Annotated in this window: 16 protein-coding genes; 13 read left to right on the forward strand and 3 right to left on the reverse strand. The window is 62.4% G+C overall.

The window, feature by feature from the left end; all coding sequences use genetic code 11:
* The first annotated feature begins 235 nt into the window (after positions 1-235).
* The 3 genes from ACJ8J5_RS22865 to ACJ8J5_RS22875 are packed head-to-tail and all read left to right on the forward strand — an operon-like array spanning position 236 to position 6,608.
* Positions 236-1,474, forward strand: coding sequence for an SrfA family protein (locus ACJ8J5_RS22865; protein WP_197769827.1), 1,239 nt, complete (start codon positions 236-238; stop codon positions 1,472-1,474).
* Positions 1,474-4,419 carry a virulence factor SrfB gene (locus tag ACJ8J5_RS22870; protein ID WP_414105028.1) on the forward strand — a complete coding sequence of 982 codons (2,946 nt, stop codon included), beginning with the start codon at positions 1,474-1,476 and terminating at the stop codon, positions 4,417-4,419. The genes ACJ8J5_RS22865 and ACJ8J5_RS22870 overlap by 1 nt, the downstream gene beginning before the upstream one ends.
* Complete coding sequence (locus ACJ8J5_RS22875) at positions 4,416-6,608, forward strand: virulence factor SrfC family protein (protein ID WP_147823705.1); 2,193 nt, start codon at positions 4,416-4,418, stop codon at positions 6,606-6,608. Before ACJ8J5_RS22870 ends, ACJ8J5_RS22875 begins: the two co-directional genes overlap by 4 nt.
* Before the next feature lie 16 nt (positions 6,609-6,624).
* On the opposite strand, the gene ACJ8J5_RS22880 is transcribed toward ACJ8J5_RS22875, so the two are convergent.
* Positions 6,625-7,524 (reverse strand): LysR substrate-binding domain-containing protein, encoded by a 900-nt coding sequence (locus ACJ8J5_RS22880; protein ID WP_141972040.1) that lies wholly within the window; start codon positions 7,522-7,524, stop codon positions 6,625-6,627.
* Positions 7,525-7,665: 141 nt separating this feature from the next.
* Here ACJ8J5_RS22880 and ACJ8J5_RS22885 point away from each other — a divergent pair, with 141 nt between their 5' ends.
* The 5 genes from ACJ8J5_RS22885 (at position 7,666) to ACJ8J5_RS22905 (ending at position 10,907) form a co-directional block, all read left to right on the forward strand.
* Complete coding sequence (locus tag ACJ8J5_RS22885; protein WP_060435182.1) at positions 7,666-8,676, forward strand: aldo/keto reductase; 1,011 nt, start codon at positions 7,666-7,668, stop codon at positions 8,674-8,676.
* 53 nt (positions 8,677-8,729) lie between these two features.
* The gene (locus ACJ8J5_RS22890; RefSeq protein WP_414105029.1) at positions 8,730-9,527 is read left to right on the forward strand and encodes an SDR family NAD(P)-dependent oxidoreductase; all 798 of its coding nucleotides are present in this window, start codon (positions 8,730-8,732) and stop codon (positions 9,525-9,527) included.
* A 36-nt stretch (positions 9,528-9,563) separates the two neighbouring features.
* Positions 9,564-9,980, forward strand: coding sequence for an SRPBCC family protein (locus ACJ8J5_RS22895; protein ID WP_197769831.1), 417 nt, complete (start codon positions 9,564-9,566; stop codon positions 9,978-9,980).
* Between the two features lie 145 nt (positions 9,981-10,125).
* Positions 10,126-10,542 carry a VOC family protein gene (locus ACJ8J5_RS22900; RefSeq protein ID WP_197836039.1) on the forward strand — a complete coding sequence of 139 codons (417 nt, stop codon included), beginning with the start codon at positions 10,126-10,128 and terminating at the stop codon, positions 10,540-10,542.
* A gap of 137 nt (positions 10,543-10,679) precedes the next feature.
* On the forward strand, positions 10,680-10,907 hold the full coding sequence (locus ACJ8J5_RS22905) for a hypothetical protein (protein WP_025304603.1): 228 nt from the start codon (positions 10,680-10,682) through the stop codon (positions 10,905-10,907).
* A 17-nt stretch (positions 10,908-10,924) separates the two neighbouring features.
* Here the strand turns inward: ACJ8J5_RS22905 and ACJ8J5_RS22910 are convergent, their stop codons facing one another.
* Positions 10,925-12,124, reverse strand: coding sequence for an NAD(P)/FAD-dependent oxidoreductase (locus ACJ8J5_RS22910; RefSeq protein WP_414105018.1), 1,200 nt, complete (start codon positions 12,122-12,124; stop codon positions 10,925-10,927).
* 300 nt (positions 12,125-12,424) lie between these two features.
* Here ACJ8J5_RS22910 and pitA point away from each other — a divergent pair, with 300 nt between their 5' ends.
* Positions 12,425-13,927, forward strand: coding sequence for an inorganic phosphate transporter PitA (gene pitA / locus ACJ8J5_RS22915; protein ID WP_025304605.1), 1,503 nt, complete (start codon positions 12,425-12,427; stop codon positions 13,925-13,927).
* Positions 13,928-14,000: 73 nt separating this feature from the next.
* Here pitA and uspB read toward each other — a convergent pair whose 3' ends face one another.
* Positions 14,001-14,336 (reverse strand): universal stress protein UspB, encoded by a 336-nt coding sequence (uspB, locus tag ACJ8J5_RS22920; RefSeq protein WP_016930435.1) that lies wholly within the window; start codon positions 14,334-14,336, stop codon positions 14,001-14,003.
* 433 nt (positions 14,337-14,769) lie between these two features.
* Between uspB and ACJ8J5_RS22925 the strand changes: the two genes are divergently transcribed.
* From ACJ8J5_RS22925 to gdhA, 4 genes are all read left to right on the forward strand, one after another.
* The gene (locus tag ACJ8J5_RS22925; RefSeq protein ID WP_025304606.1) at positions 14,770-15,543 is read left to right on the forward strand and encodes an SDR family oxidoreductase; all 774 of its coding nucleotides are present in this window, start codon (positions 14,770-14,772) and stop codon (positions 15,541-15,543) included.
* A 103-nt stretch (positions 15,544-15,646) separates the two neighbouring features.
* Positions 15,647-16,555 carry a LysR family transcriptional regulator gene (locus ACJ8J5_RS22930; protein ID WP_049209143.1) on the forward strand — a complete coding sequence of 303 codons (909 nt, stop codon included), beginning with the start codon at positions 15,647-15,649 and terminating at the stop codon, positions 16,553-16,555.
* A gap of 267 nt (positions 16,556-16,822) precedes the next feature.
* Positions 16,823-17,260, forward strand: coding sequence for a universal stress protein UspA (uspA, locus tag ACJ8J5_RS22935; protein ID WP_004930988.1), 438 nt, complete (start codon positions 16,823-16,825; stop codon positions 17,258-17,260).
* Between the two features lie 199 nt (positions 17,261-17,459).
* On the forward strand, positions 17,460-18,803 hold the full coding sequence (gdhA, locus tag ACJ8J5_RS22940; protein ID WP_021505207.1) for an NADP-specific glutamate dehydrogenase: 1,344 nt from the start codon (positions 17,460-17,462) through the stop codon (positions 18,801-18,803).
* The last annotated feature ends 119 nt before the right edge of the window (positions 18,804-18,922 follow it).

Genomic DNA, 18,922 nt, shown 5'->3' on the forward strand with positions numbered 1-18,922 from the left:
GTGAAAGAGAACAGCATTCCCCGGCGTCGCTTGCCGGGGTTGCGTTCTATTTTTCAGATAAAGCGGCTCACGGACAGGTCCAGATAGCGAGATTTTCACTGTGCCGGTTGCCAAAGCGCATCGCTAACGCCGAAGAAGGGCGTTTTTCGGGCTGTCCTTGGCCGTTTGGCGCCGCCGCCTGCGGGGTATCATGGACTTTTATGCGTTTTTGCAGAACAGGACAAGGTGCGGTGCCGTGGTGAAACCCTTCTTACGCAGTGGCAGTTTGGATGATGTGCTCGCTTTAGGCGAGAACGGGCAACCGATCTACGCCTGCGCGCAGCAGCTGCGGGAAACCCTGCGTCTTCGCCGGCATCCGCAGGCCGCCGACTGTCTGGCGATCCCCCAGCCGAACGAAAGCGGCACCCGCATCGACTGGTATGCGCCCTTCCCGGGAAAGGTGACCTCCTGGCTGGCGGCAAGCGACGCCCAGCGCGCGCAGGCGGTGCGCCACCTGGAACACTGTCTGGCGACCTTCCGCAGCCTGACGGAACAGACCCGGGCGACCGATCATCCCAGCCACCGCCTGTTCGGCGCGCTGCTGGCCAAAGCGATGCATATTCCCGATCCCAACCACGTCTACCTGGTAGACGACCGACCGGTGCTGACCTTTTGGGGCTTTATCAAACCGCAGGCGCAGAGCCCGGACGATCCGTTAGCCTGCCTGCGCCCGCTCGAATCGGAAGTGGAAAAACCGGCGCCGATCGCCGCCGCACCACGCAAGCCGGCCGTTGTTGAACCGGCAAAACCAACACCGGCCACCGAGCCTGAACCGGTGCTCGCTCCGGCGGCCCCCGTCAAATCCCCTGCCGTCGTGCGCCCGCGTCGGCGCCACGCGCTGTGGCTGTTACCGGTACTGCTGTTAGGCAGTGCGGCGCTGGCCGCCTGGCTGCACCGCTCACCGCCGCCGCAACCGGCGATGCCGGCTGAGGTGCACCCTCCGGCACCACCGGAAAAAACCGCCGCGCCATTGCCTAAGCTGCGCTTGCCGCTGGCGCACGCCACGCTGATGCCGCCGCCCCCGGCGCCGACCATCCCGCAACCGCTGGACAAAAATGCGCTGGTGCTGCCACCCGAGGCGGTGAAGGCTGGCTCCACCCGTTTCCTTAACGGCAAATGGCGCGCCACGGTGGCGCTGAAAGATCCGATCACCGGCAAACGCCCCAGCCTGCAATACCGCCTGAACGCGGGCAAAGGCAACGCCATCATCGCCTACGGCGACGGCGTCACCTGCCGGGTCGCGGTCGAAGCCGGCCTGATGCAGTCCGGCAATCTGGTGATCAACAGCCGCACCAAGGCGCGCTGCAGCGACGGCAGCCGCTATCAGATCCCGGAAATCGTCTGCCGCCAGGGCGAGACCGGCGCGGCGGAGTGCACCGGCCGCTACGATGCGGACACCACCTATCCCATGACGTTCAAGCGCGAGAGTAAATGATGCTGGCCCCCCTCACTGACTACAAACACGGCGTTACGCTGATTCAGGACAGCGGCATTCAGTTTCTGGACTTTGCCCTGACGCCGCGGCTGGACACCGAGTTTCCCGGCAAATTCGTACGCAAGACCGCCAGCGGCCCGCTGCTGCGCCTGCAATGGGAGGCCGAGAGCGGCAAATACCAACTGCCGGCCGAGGGCGGACAAGCCGCCGAAGTGGTGCGGCCTGAGTTCAGCTACCCGCTGCAGCAGTCGCTGCGCCTGCTGGATAAGCTCTGGCTGCCGTTGCCGTTCCTGCGCTACACCGCCTCGGGAATGTTTTTATCGGGCCCGGATAACTGGGCACGTCTGCAGGTGGTGCAGTTGGATGAGCCGGATCAGGACGGCAATCTGCTGCGCGTGGTGCTGGCCTTCGACACCCGTGCCGCCGCGCCCGGCCAGGAAGCGTTGGCGCCGGGCGAAAGCGATCTCGGCACCGGGCTGAACTTCACGCTGGCGCACCGCAACCACGAGCTGGGCGAGTTCCTCGATCTGACCTGGGTGGACGGCTGGCTGCGCGAGGCGTTCAGCCAGCGTGCCACCGAGCGGGAACAGCGCGCCGAGGCGGAGATCAACGCCGGACTGAAAACCTTCGAGTATCAGGCGCACTACCTCAACCTGTTGCACATGCTCGGCCATCAGCTGGCGGTGCCGCAGATAAAAATGGTGGCGGCGACGCTGCAACAACCGGCGATCGACGTCGATCTGGTGCTGGACGTCGGCAATTCTCACACCTGCGGCGTGCTGGTCGAGGACCATCCGGAAGAGAGCAACGGCCTGAAGCAAACCTATGAGCTGCAGCTGCGCTCGCTGTCCGAACCGCATCAGGTCTACAACGAACTGTTCGAGAGCCGGGTGGAGTTTTCTCGGGCCGCGTTCGGCAAGCCGCATCTGTCCTTCCAGAGCGGACGCGACGATGCCTTCCAATGGCCGTCCATCACCCGCGTCGGCCATGAAGCCGCGCAATTGGCGCAGCGACGCGAAGGGCATGAAGGCACCACCGGCATCTCCAGCCCACGGCGTTATCTGTGGGACGAGGAGCGCTATGCGCCCGGCTGGCGCTTCAACGAGCGGCACGAGCCGATGGCCGCCGCCGCGCCGTTGACCACCCTGATCAACGATGAGGGCGTGCCGCTGTCCGCCCTGCCGACGGCCGAACGGCTGCCGGTGTTCGCCGCCCATTACAGCCGCAGTGCGGTGATGAGCCTGATGTTGAGCGAGCTGTTGGCGCAGGCGCTGATGCAGATCAACAGCATCGCCCAACGCAGCCGCATGCCGAACGCCACCGCGCCGCGCCGTTTACGCGCCATCATCCTGACGCTGCCTTCGGCGATGCCGAAGCCGGAGCGCGAGATCTTCCGCCGCCGCATGCAGGAAGCGATTGGGCTGGTATGGAAAGCCCTCGGCTGGCACCCGCAGGATGCGCCGTTCAACGGCGAGCACACCCGCCTCCCGGCGCCGCAAGTGCAGATCGAGTGGGACGAAGCCACCTGCGGCCAGATGGTCTATCTGTACAACGAAACCCAGGTGAACTTCGCCGGCCGCACCGACGCCTTCTTCGCCGCCATGGCGCGGCCCGATCGGCCGCTGGCGCCGGGTGAACAGCCCGGCAAGACGTTGCGCATCGCCTCCATCGACATCGGCGGCGGCACCACCGATCTGGCGATCACGCACTACTCGCTCGATGACGGCGTAGGCAACAACATCAAAATCAACCCGCGCCTGCTGTTCCGCGAGGGCTTTAAGGTCGCCGGCGACGACATCCTGCTGGACATCATCCAGCAGTTTGTCCTGCCCGCCGTGCAACAGGCGTTCGAAGCCGCCGGCGTGAACGCCGCCGCGGCACTGATGGACAAACTGTTCGGCAACGAAGGGCGCATGGACGGGCTTTCCACCCTGCGTCAGCAGGCCGCGCTGCAGATCTTCATGCCCGCCGGGCGCGCGCTGCTCGGTGCCTATGAGCAGTACGATCCGCTGGACAGCCGGGCGGAAATCGCCGCCAACCTCGGCGATCTGCTGCCGCAGCCGCCGACGCCGCAGGTGCTGGCGTTTATCAACGGCGAAGTGCAGCGCGAAGCCGACAGCGACGCCTTCGATATTCTGCACACCCCGCTGGTGACCCGCCTGGCCGATCTGCACGCCGCCTTCTTGTCCGATCGCATCGGCATCGGCCGCTGCCTGCGCCTGCTGGCCGAAGTGGTGGCGCTGTATACCTGCGACGTGCTGCTGCTGACCGGCCGCCCGGCGCGTTTCCCCGGCGTGCAGGCGCTGCTGCGCCACCTGCAGCCGCTGCCCGCCAGCCGCATTCTGCCGCTCGAGGGCTACCACACCCGCAGCTGGTACCCGTTCAACAAACGCGGCCGCATCGACAACCCGAAATCCACCGCTGCCGTGGGCGCCATGCTGTGCCTGCTGGCGATCGATCTGCGGCTGGAGAGCTTTTACTTCAACGTCGGCGATTTCCAGCCCTACTCCACCATTCGCTATCTGGGCATGCTGAACGGCAACAACATGCTGGCGGACGATAACGTCTATTACCGCGATATCGATCTGGATCGCGCCGATTTCGCGCTCGATCCCGCCGTCAGCTTCCAGCTGCGCGGCCCACTGCGTCTGGGCTTCCGCCAGTTGGACAACGAACGTTGGCCGGCCTCCCCGCTCTATACGCTGACCATCAATGACGCCCAGCTGGCGCGCAAGCTGGCCGGCGACGCGGTGATCGGCCTGCGTCTGGCCATCACCGCCAGCGCCGAACAGGGCGCCGAAAGCGTCAAGATCGCGCAGGCGGTGCTGGCCGACGGCAGCCCCGTCCCGGCTCACCACCTGCAACTGAAACTCAATACCCTGGCTGCCAGCGCCTCCGGTGCGACCCACTACTGGATAGACAGCGGGAGCATTTACCCACGATGAAAACGCACACCTTTGCCCCAGCGGCTCCGAATAACGCGCTCAGCGCCGGCATTGTGCAGGCGATCGACTGGGTGGACGCCACACGCCGACAATCCGCCCGCCTGGAGCGGGAAGCCGATCGCCTGACGCTGCGTCTGCGCGGTTGCCATAACCGCGCCGTCCAGTTGGAAAACACCCGGCCTGCGCAGGTCGCCATCGGTTTGTATGGCCACAACGCCGCCGCCAAGGCCCATCTGCTGGCGGCGCTGGCGCCTGGCGCCAAACGCTTCAACGCGGACCTGTCGCTCGCGGTGCGCTACTGCACGGCGGCCGAAACGGGGCCCGCCGATTATCCGATCGCCCTCGCGCTGCTCAACGAAGCGCAGTGGTTGGCCATTACGATCGACGCCGCCGCGATGCGCGGCTTTCGCCCGGACTGGGACGCCCGCGCCATCGCCAGCCATTTGCAAGCGTTGGCGCGCCACCGCCAAGCCGTCGCCCTCGATGGCCTCGATGGCAACGCCGTGCTGGCGCTGTGGGACAACCAACGCCGCCACGGCGGCAAAGAGCAACCCACGCTCGACAGGCACTTCTGGCCGCAGGCCGTGGCGCTGGCGCCGCAGCTGAGCATCGACGATCGCGCGCGCCTGTTTGCACCGCTGTGGGGAGAGGAGGCGACGTTGACGGCGCGTTATCGCCAGCTGGCGCACGCGTTGCAGGCGCTCGACGGCAGCCGACAGGTTCATGCCCCGCGCCACGCGTTGGCGCTGCTGACCGCAAGCGCCGCACCGGAAAACGCCACGATCGCCGTCATGACCGAAAACGGCGATGAACGGGAGATCGCACTGAGCGATCTGGCCTGGCTGACCGCAGAAGTGACCACCCTGCTGCCGCAAACGGCGCAGGCAGGCTTGCCCGCCGACGTGGCGCTGATCGACCTGCCCGGCAGCCGCAGCTGTCCGCAGGCGGAGCCGGCGCAGCGTCTGCAGCAGGCGAAGCGCGCCCATTTACTGGCCCGTTGCGCCGACGGCCTGCACGCCAGCCTGCTGCTGGTGACCGATGCCGCCGCCACGCCGCAGGACGCCGCGCGCATCGGCCAGGCGCTCGGCGATTGGGTCAACCACACCCAGGGGGAAACCCCGGCGCTGCGCCAACGCCGCAAGCCCGGTTTAATCTGGGCAATCACGCCGTTCGACTCGCGTCAGGAAGGCAAAGCGCGGCCCGACGACGCCGTCCAGCGTCAGGTCGGCGAGCCCGGCGACAGCTGGGCCACGCTGCTGGCGCTGGATGAACAGGACTGTCGCCGCATGGTGAACTACCTGGCCGCTCAGGCGCGTCCGGCCCACAAGCAAGCGCGCCTGCTCGAACAGCGTGAGGAATTGCAGCGCGAGCTGACGGAAAGCCTGCTCGGCAACTGGCTCACCGCCGCCGATCCGCACGCGACGCAGCAACGCGCGCAACAGCTGCTGCGCGCACTGCAGGCACAGGCCGGCCGCCACGGCGAACTGCTGGAGCGGTTGCTACCCCAGCGCGATACGCTGCGCCAGCTTTATCAGCAACAGCAGCACACCGCACCGGCTCCGACGATGGCGCCTTCACCGTTCGGGCTGGATATCGATCTGTTCGGCGAGCAAGACCCTGCGGCGCCCGGCGAGCAGCCCGCATCGCCTTTTGCCGCACGGATCTTCGCAGACTGGGTCAATCATCTGCGTGCGCTGCCGGACAGCCGCCGGTTGCTGGATCTGCTCGGCGTCGAGAAACCACACCTGGAATTGCTGGTCGATGCGCTGATCGGCGCCGCCTGCCGCCTGCAGCTCGACGACGAACTGGAGCGTGCACTGTGCGCCGGGGGCCTGCCGGAACAGGGTGAAGATCGGCAGATCAGTCAGGCGCTGGCGCTACTGGGCGACTTCGTCGCCTGGCTCGGCTTCCCGCGGCGCGATGTGGCAACGCGCCCCGAAAGCCGCGTCAATCCCGGCCAGCCGATCTTTACCCCGCCGCCGCAGCCGGCGGTGGATTGGAGCGGCCAGCAGCGGCTAACCCGACTGGCGCCGACGCCGACCAAGAATACCGCGTTTTATATCTATGACTGGCTGATCGGCCTGCAAACCCTGCTGGCGGAGAATGCGGCACAGGCGCAGCCCGCGCTGGCAGACGAGCAGCGCGCCGACCTGGCGGCGATCGTGGCCGCTTTACGCGCGGTGCCGTAGTAGACGCCGCCGGCGATCAGTGGCAGGCCGGCCCGGCCGACATCACTTCGCGGAAATGGGTGACCAGCGGGCGCAGGTTGGCCTTGTGCCACACTGCCCACAGCTGCGTGGTGTATTGCATCCAGGGCAGTTCGCGCAGCACCACGCCCTGCGGCGCGTTATGCCGCAGGCTGTGCTGGATCAGCGTCATCCCCAACCCGGCGGCGACCAACCCCAGTGCGGTCAGCGGCTCGCCCGCTTCCAGCCGAATATCCGGATCGAACCCGGCCTTCACGCAGGCCGCCACAAAGTCGTCGCGCGAATGAGCATCCTCTTTGTGGATCACCGAGATCCAGGCCTGATCGGTGAGATCCGCCGGCTGCAGCGTCTCCCTTTCAGCCAGCGGATGCGTCTGCGGCAGGGCCAGCAGCATGCGATCGTCCAACACCTGCGTATAGTCCAAATCCTGATCGTCACGATCTGGCGCCGTATTGACCAACGCCACGTCCAGGCTACGCTGCCGCAGCCCTTCCAGCTGCATGGAAGAAGGTTGGCTGTAAAGCACGATGTGCACATCCGGCCGGGAAACCCGCAGCGATCGCAATGCGTTCGACAAAACGCCGGAGTGCATCGCATTTTCGATATAGCCGATGCACAGCCCGCCGTCTTCCCCCCGCCCCAGGCGGCGCCCGAGCGACTCAAGCCGGTTGGCGTGCGTCAACAGCGCGCGGGTTTCGGCCAGAAACGTCTGGCCGTCGGCGGTCAGGCGGATGCGCTGCTGATTGCGCTCAAACAGCATCAACCCGAGGCGCTCCTCAAGCTGGGAAATCTGCCTGCTCAGTGGGGACTGGGAAATGTGCAGCCGTTCGGCGGCGCGGCCGACGTGCTCCTCTTCCGCCACCGCGACAAAGTATTTCAACTGACGTAAATCGATCATGTGAGACCTCAAAGGACTTAACTTAGACGAATTATGTCCTATCAAGTCACAACTTGCCACGTTATCTTTAGCCTCGTGACGGGGCAGACAGGTATGAGCCCCATAAGTTTCCCTGAAAAGATAACGTATTGAGGATCGACTATGAGCATCAAAAATATTTTACCCGGCAAGATCGGTTTGGGCGGCGCGCCGCTTGGCAATATGTTCCGCAACATCCCGCAAGAGGACGTGCAAGCCACCGTCAGCGGCGCCTGGGATCTGGGCATCCGCTACTTCGACACCGCGCCGCTCTACGGTTCCGGCCTGTCGGAAATCCGCATGGGTGAAGTGCTGTCGCAATACCCACGCGACGAGTATGTGCTGAGCACCAAAGTGGGCCGCATCATGCTGGACGAAGAAGAAGACACCTCCGCCCGCGATCTGGGTGAGAAAGGCGGTTTGTTCGAACACGGTTTGAAGAACAAGATCGTCAACGACTACTCCGCCGACGCCACGCTGCGTTCCATTGAAGACAGCCTGAAGCGCCTGAAAACCGACCGTCTGGACATCGTCTGGATCCACGATCCGGCCCAGGACTTTTACGGCGACAACTGGATTGAGCAGTTCAACATCGCTCGCACCGGCGCTTTCCGCGCGCTGACCCGTCTGCGTGAAGAAGGGGTGATCAAGGCCTGGGGCCTCGGCGTCAACCGCGTCGAGCCTTGCGAATTGGCGCTGGGTCTGAGCGAAACGCAGCCGGACGCCTTCCTGCTGGCCGGCCGTTACAGCCTGCTGGATCATGAACGCGCGCTGCAGCGTTTGATGCCGGAAGCCCTGGCGAGCAACGTCGACATTGTCGTCGGCGGCCCTTACAACTCCGGCGTGCTGGCCGGTGGCGAGCACTACGAATACCAGAAAGCATCCCCGGCGGTGTTGGCGAAAGTGGCGCAAATCAAAGCGATCGCCGCTCGCTTCCAGGTCGACGTCAAAGCCGCCGCGCTGCAGTTCGCGCTGGCTAACCCGGCGGTCGCCGCCGTGATCCCCGGTTCGAGCCGCCCTGGCCGCATGGCCGAAGATCTGGCTGCGCTGGACGCCGTTATCCCGGCTGAATTCTGGGCCGAAATGCGCCGTCAGAAACTGGTGGCCGACAACGCGCCGCTGCCGATTCGTTAAGTTTTATGGGGCCGCATGGCCCCATTACCCCCATTAACTCGATGAGATACATGATGAAACTGGATCTTTCAGGCAAAGTCGCCGTCGTCAGCGGCTCCACCTCCGGCATCGGCCTCGGCATCGCGCGCGGGCTCGCCAAAACGGGCGCCACCGTCGTGATCGTCGGCCGTCAGAAAAGCGGGGTCGATCACGCCATCGCCGACATCAGCGCCAACGTGCCCGGCGCGCAGGTACGCGGCGTGGTCGCGGATCTCGGGACGGAACAAGGGGCTGCTACCCTGTTCGCCGCGGAACCGAAAGCCGACGTGCTGATCAACAACCTGGGCATTTTCAACGATAAAGACTTCTTTACCGTGCCCGACAGCGAGTGGATGCACTTCTATAACGTCAACGTCCTCTCGGGCGTGCGTCTTGCGCGCCACTATGCGTGGAGCATGACCGAGCAGGGTTGGGGACGCATTATTTTCGTGTCGTCCGAATCCGGCGTCGCCATCCCGGCGGACATGATCAACTACGGCGTCACCAAAAGCGCCAACCTGGCGGTGTCTCACGGCCTGGCGAAACGCCTCGCCGGCACCGGTGTGACGGTCAACGCCATTCTGCCGGGGCCAACCTTTACCGAAGGCCTGCAAGAAATGCTGGCGGATGCGGCGGCCAAATCCGGGCGCAGCGCACGCGATCAGGCCGACGAGTTCGTTAAAACCGAACGCCCAAGCTCCATCATTCAGCGCGCGGCGGACGTCGATGAAGTGGCCAACCTGGCCGTTTACCTCGCCTCTCCGCTGTCTTCGGCCACCACCGGCGCGGCGCTGCGCGTTGACGGCGGCGTCGTAGATACGCTGGCAATGTAACCCTGTATCCGAAACCGATATTAAGAGAGAAAGAAAATGGCTACTACATCCGTCTCTATGGACATCCCGGCATCTGCCGACACCGTATGGCAACTGATCGGCGGCTTCGACGCCTTGCCTGACTGGCTGCCGTTCATCCCAAAAAGCGTCGTTTCTGAAGGCGGCCGCGTGCGTACCTTAACCACCGCCGACGGCGGTATCGTCATCGAGCGGCTGGAAGCGTTCGACAACCGTCAACGCAGCTACAGCTACTCCATCATGCAAGCGCCGTTCCCGGTGGTGAATTACCTGTCCACCCTGTCAGTGCACGCCACCGACGACGCCAACGTGGCGCGCGTGGAATGGTCGGGCAGCTTCACGCCGGTCAACATCAGCGACGACGAGGCCATCGCCCTGTTCAGCGGCATCTACCAGGGCGGCCTGGATGCGCTGAGCGGCAACTTCCCTCGTTAACGCTTGAACGCTTAAGCCCCACGGTCGATGGCTGCACCCATCGGCCGTTTTTTTTTGGGGTTTGGGCGCACGAACGGGCACGCCGCGCAGCAGGATAAATCCGTCATCGCCGCTTATGCTGTAAAGGAGATGTTCATTTGAGGAGATGACCGTGCGCCCCTTCAACTTGCAACGGCTGGATCATGTGGTTCTGCGCGTGCGCGATATGCAGAACAGCCTGCGTTTTTATACCCAGGTCATCGGCTGTGATATCGCCAAACAGCGACCGGATTTGGGGCTGGTGCACCTGCGCGCCGGTGCCTCCATGATCGACCTGGTGGACATCAATGGCGTGCTGGGGAAAAAAGGCGGCGAAGCGCCCGATCCTCATAGGCAAAATGTCGATCACGTCTGCCTGCGCATCGATCCGTTCAACGAAGAGGCGTTGTTGACCTATCTGCGATCGCAGGGGATCGGCGTTGATCCCGCCGAATCGCGCTATGGGGCGGAAGGCGACGGGCCGTCCATTTATTTCAGCGATCCGGACGGTAATCGCGTGGAATTGAAAGGGCCGGCGGGATGAGATTAACGTGCCATAGATAATGGAGCCTTATCGGCCCCATCTGTTTGAACGCCACGGGTAGGTGTTCCACGCACCAACAATAAGCTGCTAGCTTATGGTTCTATCAATGTCATTGGCTATGAGAGGCGCTGCCCCATATGAGAAAACCGATCGCCTCGGTGATTTTTGTCCTGGTATTCGCTGTCTTGCCGAACATCATTCCCTCTCGGCTGCTGCTGACACCGGACATGGCGTTGGAAATGGTTCACAAGTCTAATGAATGGGGTCTCGGCGATCCGCAAGCGCTTTCGACAACCTGCCTGCTAATGCTTTATGCAGCTGTCGCGGGGTTGTGTCTGCGTTTTATGCCAAAAAAATCGGCCTAACCCGTCACTGCTGAACGTTAACGCCCCTGCGCCGCCAGCGCCTGGGCGCAGGCCCAGGCCGAGCTCCAGGCCCACTGGAAGTTGTAGCCGCCCAACCACCCGGTCACGTCCACCACTTCGCCGATAAAGTAGAGCCCCGGCGCCTTGTGGGCCTCCATCGTCTTGGAGGAAAGTTCATTGGTGTCGACGCCGCCAAGCGTCACTTCCGCCGTGCGGTAGCCTTCGGTACCGTTCGGCTGCACGCGCCAGTTCTGCAACAGATCCACCAGCGCCGCCTGCTGCGGCGCATTCAGCTGCTTCAGCGTCGCCTCCGGCAACTGTCCCAGGGTCTGCAAACACTCCACCAGCCGCTTCGGCAATTGCAGCGCCAGGGTGTTTTTCAGGCTTTGGTTCGGGTGCTCCCGGCGTTGATCATCCAGGAAGGCCGCCAAATCCAGCTCAGGAAGTAAGTTAACGCTCACATACTCACCCGGTTGCCAGTAGCTGGACAGCTGCAGCACCGCCGGGCCGGACAGGCCGCGATGGGTAAACAGAATGCTTTCACGGAAGCTGACGCCGTTCTCGGCGGTGATCACCGCCGGCACCGAGACGCCGGACAGCGTCTGTACATGCTCCAACAGCGGTTTATGCAGGGTAAACGGCACCAGCCCGGCGCGCGTCGGCAGCACCTTAAGGCCGAACTGCTCAGCCAGTTTGTAACCGAACGGCGACGCGCCCAACCCCGGCATGGATAATCCGCCGCTGGCCACCACAAGTGAACGAGCGCTCACTTTTTCACCATTCAGCGCCAGCGCGTAGCCATTCTCGGTTTTCTCTACGTCCAGCACTTCGCTGCGCAGGCGCATCGTCACCTGGCCCAGCTCGCACTCTTTGACCAGCAGATCCACCACCTGCTGCGCCGAATCGTCGCAGAACAGCTGCCCCAGCGTTTTTTCATGGTAGGCGATGCCGTAACGGTTGATCAGATCGATGAAGTCCCACTGGGTGTAGCGCGCCAGCGCCGACTTGCAGAAGTGCGGGTTGTTCGACAGATAGGCCGCCGGTTCGGCGTACATGTTGGTGAAGTTGCAGCGCCCACCGCCGGACATCAGGATCTTGCGGCCCGGTTTTTTGCCGTTGTCGAGCAGCAATACGCGGCAACCGAGTTGCCCCGCCTGCGCGGCGCAAAACATGCCGGCGGCGCCCGCCCCAATCACTACGACATCAAACTGTTCCACCTGAGCCTCACTTATCAAAACCACAATCGCGACAAAAGAGCGCCATATTACGCCGTTTCGCCGCCGGTCACCGCCAAATTCACGGCGGCAGATTGTAAAGCCCCGGCGGCGCCAACGCCATAGTAAGAAAATATTACAGAGGTCAGAGCAGATTAACGCGTTGATATTCCATATTTTTGTTATAGGCGCGTCATCGTTTCGTCATGTCCAAATCAAAAAAACGTCATATTTTCCTTTTCCCCGGCCCCGGTTGTCACTGATAATGCGCGGCGTTCATGTCCACAAACTGGCGTAACGCTTATGCTGCATTTGTTCGCTGGCCTGGATTTCCATACCGGCCTGATGTTAATTCTCGCATTGTTGTTCGTGTTGTTTTATGAAGCCATCAACGGTTTTCATGATACGGCCAATGCGGTCGCTACAGTTATTTATACCCGCGCCATGCGCTCGCAACTTGCGGTCGTGATGGCAGGTTTGTTCAACTTTCTTGGCGTAATGCTCGGCGGTTTGAGTGTTGCTTACGCCATCGTCCACTTGCTGCCTACCGATCTGTTGTTGAACGTCAGTTCAGCACACGGATTAGCCATGGTCTTCTCCATGCTGCTGGCGGCAATCATCTGGAACCTCGGCACCTGGTATTTCGGTTTGCCGGCCTCCAGTTCCCATACGCTGATAGGCGCAATCATCGGTGTCGGTTTAACCAACGCCCTGATGACCCACACCTCGGTCGTGGATGCGCTTAACGTCCCGAAAATGATTGGCATTTTCCTTTCTCTGCTGTTCTCGCCGCTGGTCGGCATGATGGTAGCGGGAGTGATGGTGTTCGCCTTGCGCCGCTATTGGAGTGGCACCAAGAAACGCCAGCGTATCCACATGACCCCTGCGGAACGTGAAAAGGTCGACGGCAAACGCAAGCCGCCGTTCTGGACCCGTATCGCGCTGATCCTGTCGGCGATTGGCGTCAGCTTCTCGCACGGCGCCAACGACGGCCAGAAAGGTATCGGCCTTATCATGCTGGTGCTGATCGGCGTTGCGCCGGCTGGCTTCGTGGTCAATATGAATGCAACCGGTTATGACATCACCCGTACGCGTGATGCCGTGACCCACCTGCAGCAATATTACCAGCAGCACGGCGACGCGCTGTCGCATGCGGTGTCGCTGACGCCGCTGGTGCCAAGCCCGGATGACGAAGCCGCGCCTGGCAAGCCTGCCGAGTTCCACTGCGACAGTTCGCGCGCCATGCCGGCGATCGAGCTGGCTCAGGGCATGCTGACCAACCTGCAAAGCTACGATCAGCTGACGGTTGACCAGCGCAGCCACCTGCGCCGCCTGCTGATGTGCGTGACCGACACGGCGGATAAAGTCGCCAAGCTGCCGGAAACCTCATCCGCCGACCAGCGTTTCCTGAAGAACCTGCGTCAGGATCTGCTGCAGACCGTCGAGTACGCGCCGATGTGGATCATCGTCGCCGTCGCGCTGGCGCTGTCGCTCGGTACCATGGTGGGTTGGAAACGCGTGGCCACCACCATCGGCGAGAAGATCGGCAAGAAAGGCATGACTTACGCCCAGGGCGTATCGGCCCAGATGACCGCGGCGCTGTCTATCGGCGTGGCGAGTTATACCGGCATGCCGGTCTCCACCACCCACGTCCTCTCTTCGGCGGTTGCCGGGACGATGATCGTGGACGGCGGCGGCGTGCAGAGCAAAACCGTGAAGAACATCCTGTTGGCCTGGGTACTGACCCTACCAATCTCGATCCTGCTTTCCGGTGCGCTGTATTGGGTTGCGTTGAAGCTGATCTAAGCGATAAGCATCATGAGGAAGGCGGCCCCAGGGCCGCCTTTTTTTTGCCTGCATCAAGGGAAACAGGAAGGCATTAATACCAGATCATCAGCGCTATCAGGCTGATGACCACCAGGCCGCACAGGGCCGAGGTCAGCATAAACTGCCCGCGCACCCGCTCGCAGCGGCGGATAAACTCCGGATCGTGATGCTCGACATAGCGCTGCGCGAAGATATAGCGCACCAGCCTCAGCTGCTTGCTGGGTTGCCCGTGGGCGGTGAAAAAACCGCCGCCGTCGACGTACTGGTACAGCAACGGGTCACAGCCGCGCAATACCACCAGCAGCGCGCGCAGAGAAGAGTAATACCGCACCATGTTTACCACACACACCACACATAAGGCCCAAAACAGCGCGACGGTACTGATCATGATTACCCCCTCAAGGCGTTGTTATCCGCGGCCTTCCGCCGGGTCCAACCGCCCTACCTCATTACCCGATACTCTGCTGGAGCTTACCGCTCTCATCCCCTTTTTTGCCTGCACGGGCCATGCCCATAACCCACCGCCTCCGGAGACGTTACCGCACCGCACAGAGAGATTTGCACGGCGTGGTTCCACTCAGAGGGGAAATGATGAGGCCCATATCCATCATTGTAGGTTAATGAAACGCAAACTGGCCTGAGCAGTGGATAAAATTTACCGCCCTGTGCCGAAAAGTCACCTGCCGGGACGTTATAAGCGATAACCGCCCGTTTTCGATTAGGCGGTTTTTATGGATAGTCTATCCCGCGCCACGCCGCTGATCTTTCCCCCCACGCTGGCTAGACTCAGGTTTCCGTTACGTTCATCCAAGGAAACTGTTATGGCAAACCATTCAATCAAGGGAAAAACCGTCCTCATCGCCGGCGGCGCCAAGAACCTCGGCGGGCTGATCGCGCGCGATTTGGCTGAGCAAGGCGCCAAAGCGGTGGTGATCCACTACAACAGCGCCGCCTCCAAAGCCGAAGCGGAGAAAACCGTCGCCGCCATTCAGGCCGCCGGTGCGCAAGGCGTCGCGCTGCAGGCCGATCTGACCACCGCGGGCGCGGTCGAGAAGCTGTTCGCCGATGCGGTCGCCGCCGTCGGCAAGCCGGATATCGCCATCAATACCGTCGGCAAGGTGCTGAAAAAGCCGATGGTCGACATCAGCGAAGCCGAGTACGACGAGATGACCGCGGTCAACGCCAAAACCGCGTTCTTCTTCCTGAAAGAGGCGGGCAAGCACCTTAACGACAACGGTAAAATCTGCACGCTGGTCACCTCGCTGCTCGGCGCCTTCACGCCGTTTTACGCCGCTTACGCCGGCACCAAAGCGCCGGTGGAGCACTTCACCCGCGCCGCCGCCAAGGAGTTCGGCGAGCGTGGCATCTCCGTGACGGCGGTCGGCCCCGGCCCGATGGACACCCCGTTCTTCTACCCGGCTGAGGGTGCGGACGCCGTGGCCTACCACAAGACGGCGGCGGCGCTGTCGCCGTTCAGCAAAACCGGCCTGACCGATATCGAAGACGTGGTGCCGTTCATCCGCCATCTGGTCAGCGACGGCTGGTGGGTAACCGGCCAAACCATCCTGATCAACGGCGGCTACACCACCAAATAAGTTCGACGGGGGGCGGAGATGCCCCCGCACCTGCTCGCGCGCAACCGCGTCATACGGCTACACTCTCTGTCAGAAACGGCGCCACGGAACAGCAGGTCACGAGATGGACAGATTTAATCAATACCGCGTATTCGTGCAGGTGGCGGAAATGGGCAGCTTTATCCGGGCTGCCCACGCGCTGGAGGTGCCGCGCGCCTCGGTGTCCGCCGCCGTGCAACAACTGGAAACGCAGCTGGGCGTGCGCCTGCTGCACCGCACCACGCGGCAAGTGCGGCTGACCGCCGACGGCGAACAGCTGCTCGAGCGGCTGCGCCCGCTGCTGGCCGAGGTGGAAGACATCGATCAGTCGTTTCAGGCCAGCCAGCGGCAGGCCTCCGGGCGGCTCAGCGTCGACGTGCCGAGCCGCATCGCTCGCCGGTTGATCGCCCCGGCGCTGCCTAGCCTGTTGCGGCGCCACCCTCATCTGCAGCTGGTGCTCGGCTCCGCCGATCGCGCCATCGATCTGGTGCAGGAAGGGGTCGACTGCGCGGTGCGCGTCGGCGATCTGCACGACAGCAGCCTGGTGATGCGCCCGCTCGGCCATATCGCGCTGATCAACTGCGCCAGCCCCGCCTACCTGAGCGAATTCGGCCATCCACGCCAGCCCGGCGATCTCATCGAGGGGCACTGGAGCATCGGTTACGCCTCGCCCAAAACCGGCCGCGAATCCCCCTGGGAATACCTGACCGACGACGGCCATACGCAACGCCTCGAACTGCCCAGCCGGGTGGTGGTCAACAACGCCGAAAGCTATATCGCCTGCTGCCGCGCCGGGCTGGGGCTGATGCAAATCCCGCGCTACGACGTGCAACACCTGCTCGACGCCGGTGAACTGGTGGAAGTCCTGCCCGGTTACCGCGCCGCCTCCATGCCGATCGCCCTGATCTACCCCCATCGCCGCCAGCGATCGCGCCGCCTGGCGGTGTTTCATGAGTGGTTTGAAAGCCTGCTGCAGCCGCATCTGGAGCGCTGATTGCACATTTAGCGCTATACTTTGTTTAATAACGCTTATAATTCAAGCGGTCAGACTGTTAAAGCCCGCATAACCCATAGGCTTTTACGCCGCGCGGGTGTACAACGAAAGGTATCGGGCGGAGAGATTTTCGATGCGGCGCAGTGTGATCGCCCCAACATATCATTGCGTTATCCGAATGATACTATGGAACCAAAAGCGCCAGGCGGGTAAACGGAACGCCTGCTAACCCTTTTTAATCGGCATGTTTATGGAAGGAGTATTCTTATGGCTTACAAACACATACTGATCGCGGTGGACCTATCCCCGGAAAGCAAGATCCTGGTAGAAAAAGCCGTCTCGATGGCGCGGCCGTACAACGCTAAAGTTTCTCTGATCCACGTCGATGTCAACTATTCCGACCTCTATACTGGCCTGATCGACGTCAATCTCGGCGACATGCAAAAACGCATCTCCGAGGAAACCCATCAGGCGCTGACCGAGCTGTCGCAAAACGCCGGCTACCCGATCACCGAGACCCTGAGCGGCAGCGGCGATCTGGCGCAGGTATTGGTCGATGCCATCAAGAAATACGACATGGACCTGGTACTGTGCGGCCACCATCAGGACTTCTGGAGCAAGCTGATGTCTTCCGCTCGCCAGCTGATCAATACCGTGCACATCGATATGCTGATCGTGCCGCTGCGCGACGAAGAAGACGAATAAAGTAAGCGCTTGCTAACTTAACTACCCAACGCCCGCGCCCTGCGGGCGTTTTTCATGCCGCCACGCCGATTAATCGCTTGATAATCAACCGCCCTCCGATGATATAGTCGCTAAAGACACAACATCCTCCCCCGGGCATCACCCACACCCAAATCTATAAGAAATAGCGGGGGAAACTTAATGCGAAAAGGAGTTATCCATGGAATATGCCGTATCGGTAGAGTCTTTCCTGTCCTCGTTACAACGCCATAACCCCCACCAGCCGGAATATCTGCAGGCGGTGCGCGAAGTGTTCACCTCGCTGTGGCCGTTTATCGAGCGCAACCCGCGCTATCGCGAACAGGCGCTGCTGGAACGCCTGGTAGAGCCCGAGCGCATCATTCAGTTCCGCGTCAGCTGGGTGGACGATCGCGGCCAGGTGCAGGTCAATCGCGCCTTCCGCGTGCAGTTCAACTCAGCCATCGGCCCCTACAAGGGCGGCATGCGCTTCCACCCATCGGTAAACCTGTCGATCCTGAAGTTCCTCGGCTTTGAGCAGACCTTCAAGAATGCGCTGACTACCCTGCCGATGGGCGGCGGCAAAGGCGGCTCCGATTTCGATCCGAAGGGCAAAAGCCAGGGCGAGATCATGCGCTTCTGCCAGGCGCTGATGACCGAGCTGTACCGCCATCTGGGGCCGGACACCGACGTGCCGGCCGGCGACATCGGCGTCGGCGGCCGTGAAGTCGGCTTTATGGCCGGCATGATGAAGAAACTGTCCAACAACACCGCCTGCGTATTTACCGGCAAAGGGCTCTCCTTCGGCGGCAGCCTGATCCGCCCCGAGGCGACCGGCTACGGCCTGGTGTACTTTACCGACGCCATGCTGCAGCGCCACGGCCTGGGCTTTGAGGGCATGCGGGTGGCGGTATCCGGTTCCGGCAACGTGGCGCAGTACACCATCGAGAAAGCGCTGGAGCTGGATGCGCGCGTGATCACCGTGTCGGATTCCGGTGGCACCCTGGTGGACGAAGACGGCTTCACCACCGAGAAGCTGGCGCACCTGGCGGAGATCAAAAACCAGCGTTACGGCCGGGTGGCGGACTACGCCCGCGAACGCGGTCTGACCTACCTGGCGGGCCAGCAGCCGTGGAACGTGCCGGTGGATATCGCCCTGCCGTGCGCCACCCAGAACGAACTGGATCTCGAGGCGGCGCAGACGCTGATCCGCAACGGGGTGAAGGCGGTAGCGGAAGGCGCCAACATGCCGACCACCATCCAGGCCACCGACGCCTTCCTCGACGCCGGCGTGCTGTTCGCGCCCGGCAAGGCGGCCAACGCCGGCGGCGTGGCCACGTCGGGGCTGGAGATGGCGCAAAACGCCGCGCGCATCGGCTGGCGGGCGGAAAAAGTGGATGTACGTTTACAACATATCATGGCGGATATTCACCATGCCTGCGTGGAATACGGCGGCGAGGGCAAGCAAACCCACTATGTACACGGCGCGAATATCGCCGGTTTCGTCAAGGTCGCGGAGGCGATGCTGGCCCAAGGCGTGCTGTAATCCGTCGTAAAGGTGATCTTGTTCACACATCGATTAAATGCTTCAATGCCGGCCTCTGCGCCGGCATTTTTTTATGCCTTCACGCCATCAGAATGATGCAAATTAGTTAAATAAAAGTT

Source organism: Serratia sp. CY43202 (assembly GCF_052168755.1).
GTDB lineage: Bacteria > Pseudomonadota > Gammaproteobacteria > Enterobacterales > Enterobacteriaceae > Serratia > Serratia bockelmannii.

Bases quoted from the DNA above. Each gene is read 5' to 3' on its own strand.
- ACJ8J5_RS22870 (WP_414105028.1), top strand. From the start codon at position 1,474: ATGCTGGCCCCCCTCACTGACTACAAACACGGCGTTACGCTGATTCAG.
- ACJ8J5_RS22875 (WP_147823705.1), top strand. From the start codon at position 4,416: ATGAAAACGCACACCTTTGCCCCAGCGGCTCCGAATAACGCGCTCAGC.
- ACJ8J5_RS22880 (WP_141972040.1), bottom strand. From the start codon at position 7,524: ATGATCGATTTACGTCAGTTGAAATACTTTGTCGCGGTGGCGGAAGAG.
- ACJ8J5_RS22885 (WP_060435182.1), top strand. From the start codon at position 7,666: ATGAGCATCAAAAATATTTTACCCGGCAAGATCGGTTTGGGCGGCGCG.
- ACJ8J5_RS22890 (WP_414105029.1), top strand. From the start codon at position 8,730: ATGAAACTGGATCTTTCAGGCAAAGTCGCCGTCGTCAGCGGCTCCACC.
- ACJ8J5_RS22895 (WP_197769831.1), top strand. From the start codon at position 9,564: ATGGCTACTACATCCGTCTCTATGGACATCCCGGCATCTGCCGACACC.
- ACJ8J5_RS22900 (WP_197836039.1), top strand. From the start codon at position 10,126: ATGACCGTGCGCCCCTTCAACTTGCAACGGCTGGATCATGTGGTTCTG.
- ACJ8J5_RS22905 (WP_025304603.1), top strand. From the start codon at position 10,680: ATGAGAAAACCGATCGCCTCGGTGATTTTTGTCCTGGTATTCGCTGTC.
- pitA (WP_025304605.1), top strand. From the start codon at position 12,425: ATGCTGCATTTGTTCGCTGGCCTGGATTTCCATACCGGCCTGATGTTA.
- uspB (WP_016930435.1), bottom strand. From the start codon at position 14,336: ATGATCAGTACCGTCGCGCTGTTTTGGGCCTTATGTGTGGTGTGTGTG.
- ACJ8J5_RS22925 (WP_025304606.1), top strand. From the start codon at position 14,770: ATGGCAAACCATTCAATCAAGGGAAAAACCGTCCTCATCGCCGGCGGC.
- ACJ8J5_RS22930 (WP_049209143.1), top strand. From the start codon at position 15,647: ATGGACAGATTTAATCAATACCGCGTATTCGTGCAGGTGGCGGAAATG.
- uspA (WP_004930988.1), top strand. From the start codon at position 16,823: ATGGCTTACAAACACATACTGATCGCGGTGGACCTATCCCCGGAAAGC.
- gdhA (WP_021505207.1), top strand. From the start codon at position 17,460: ATGGAATATGCCGTATCGGTAGAGTCTTTCCTGTCCTCGTTACAACGC.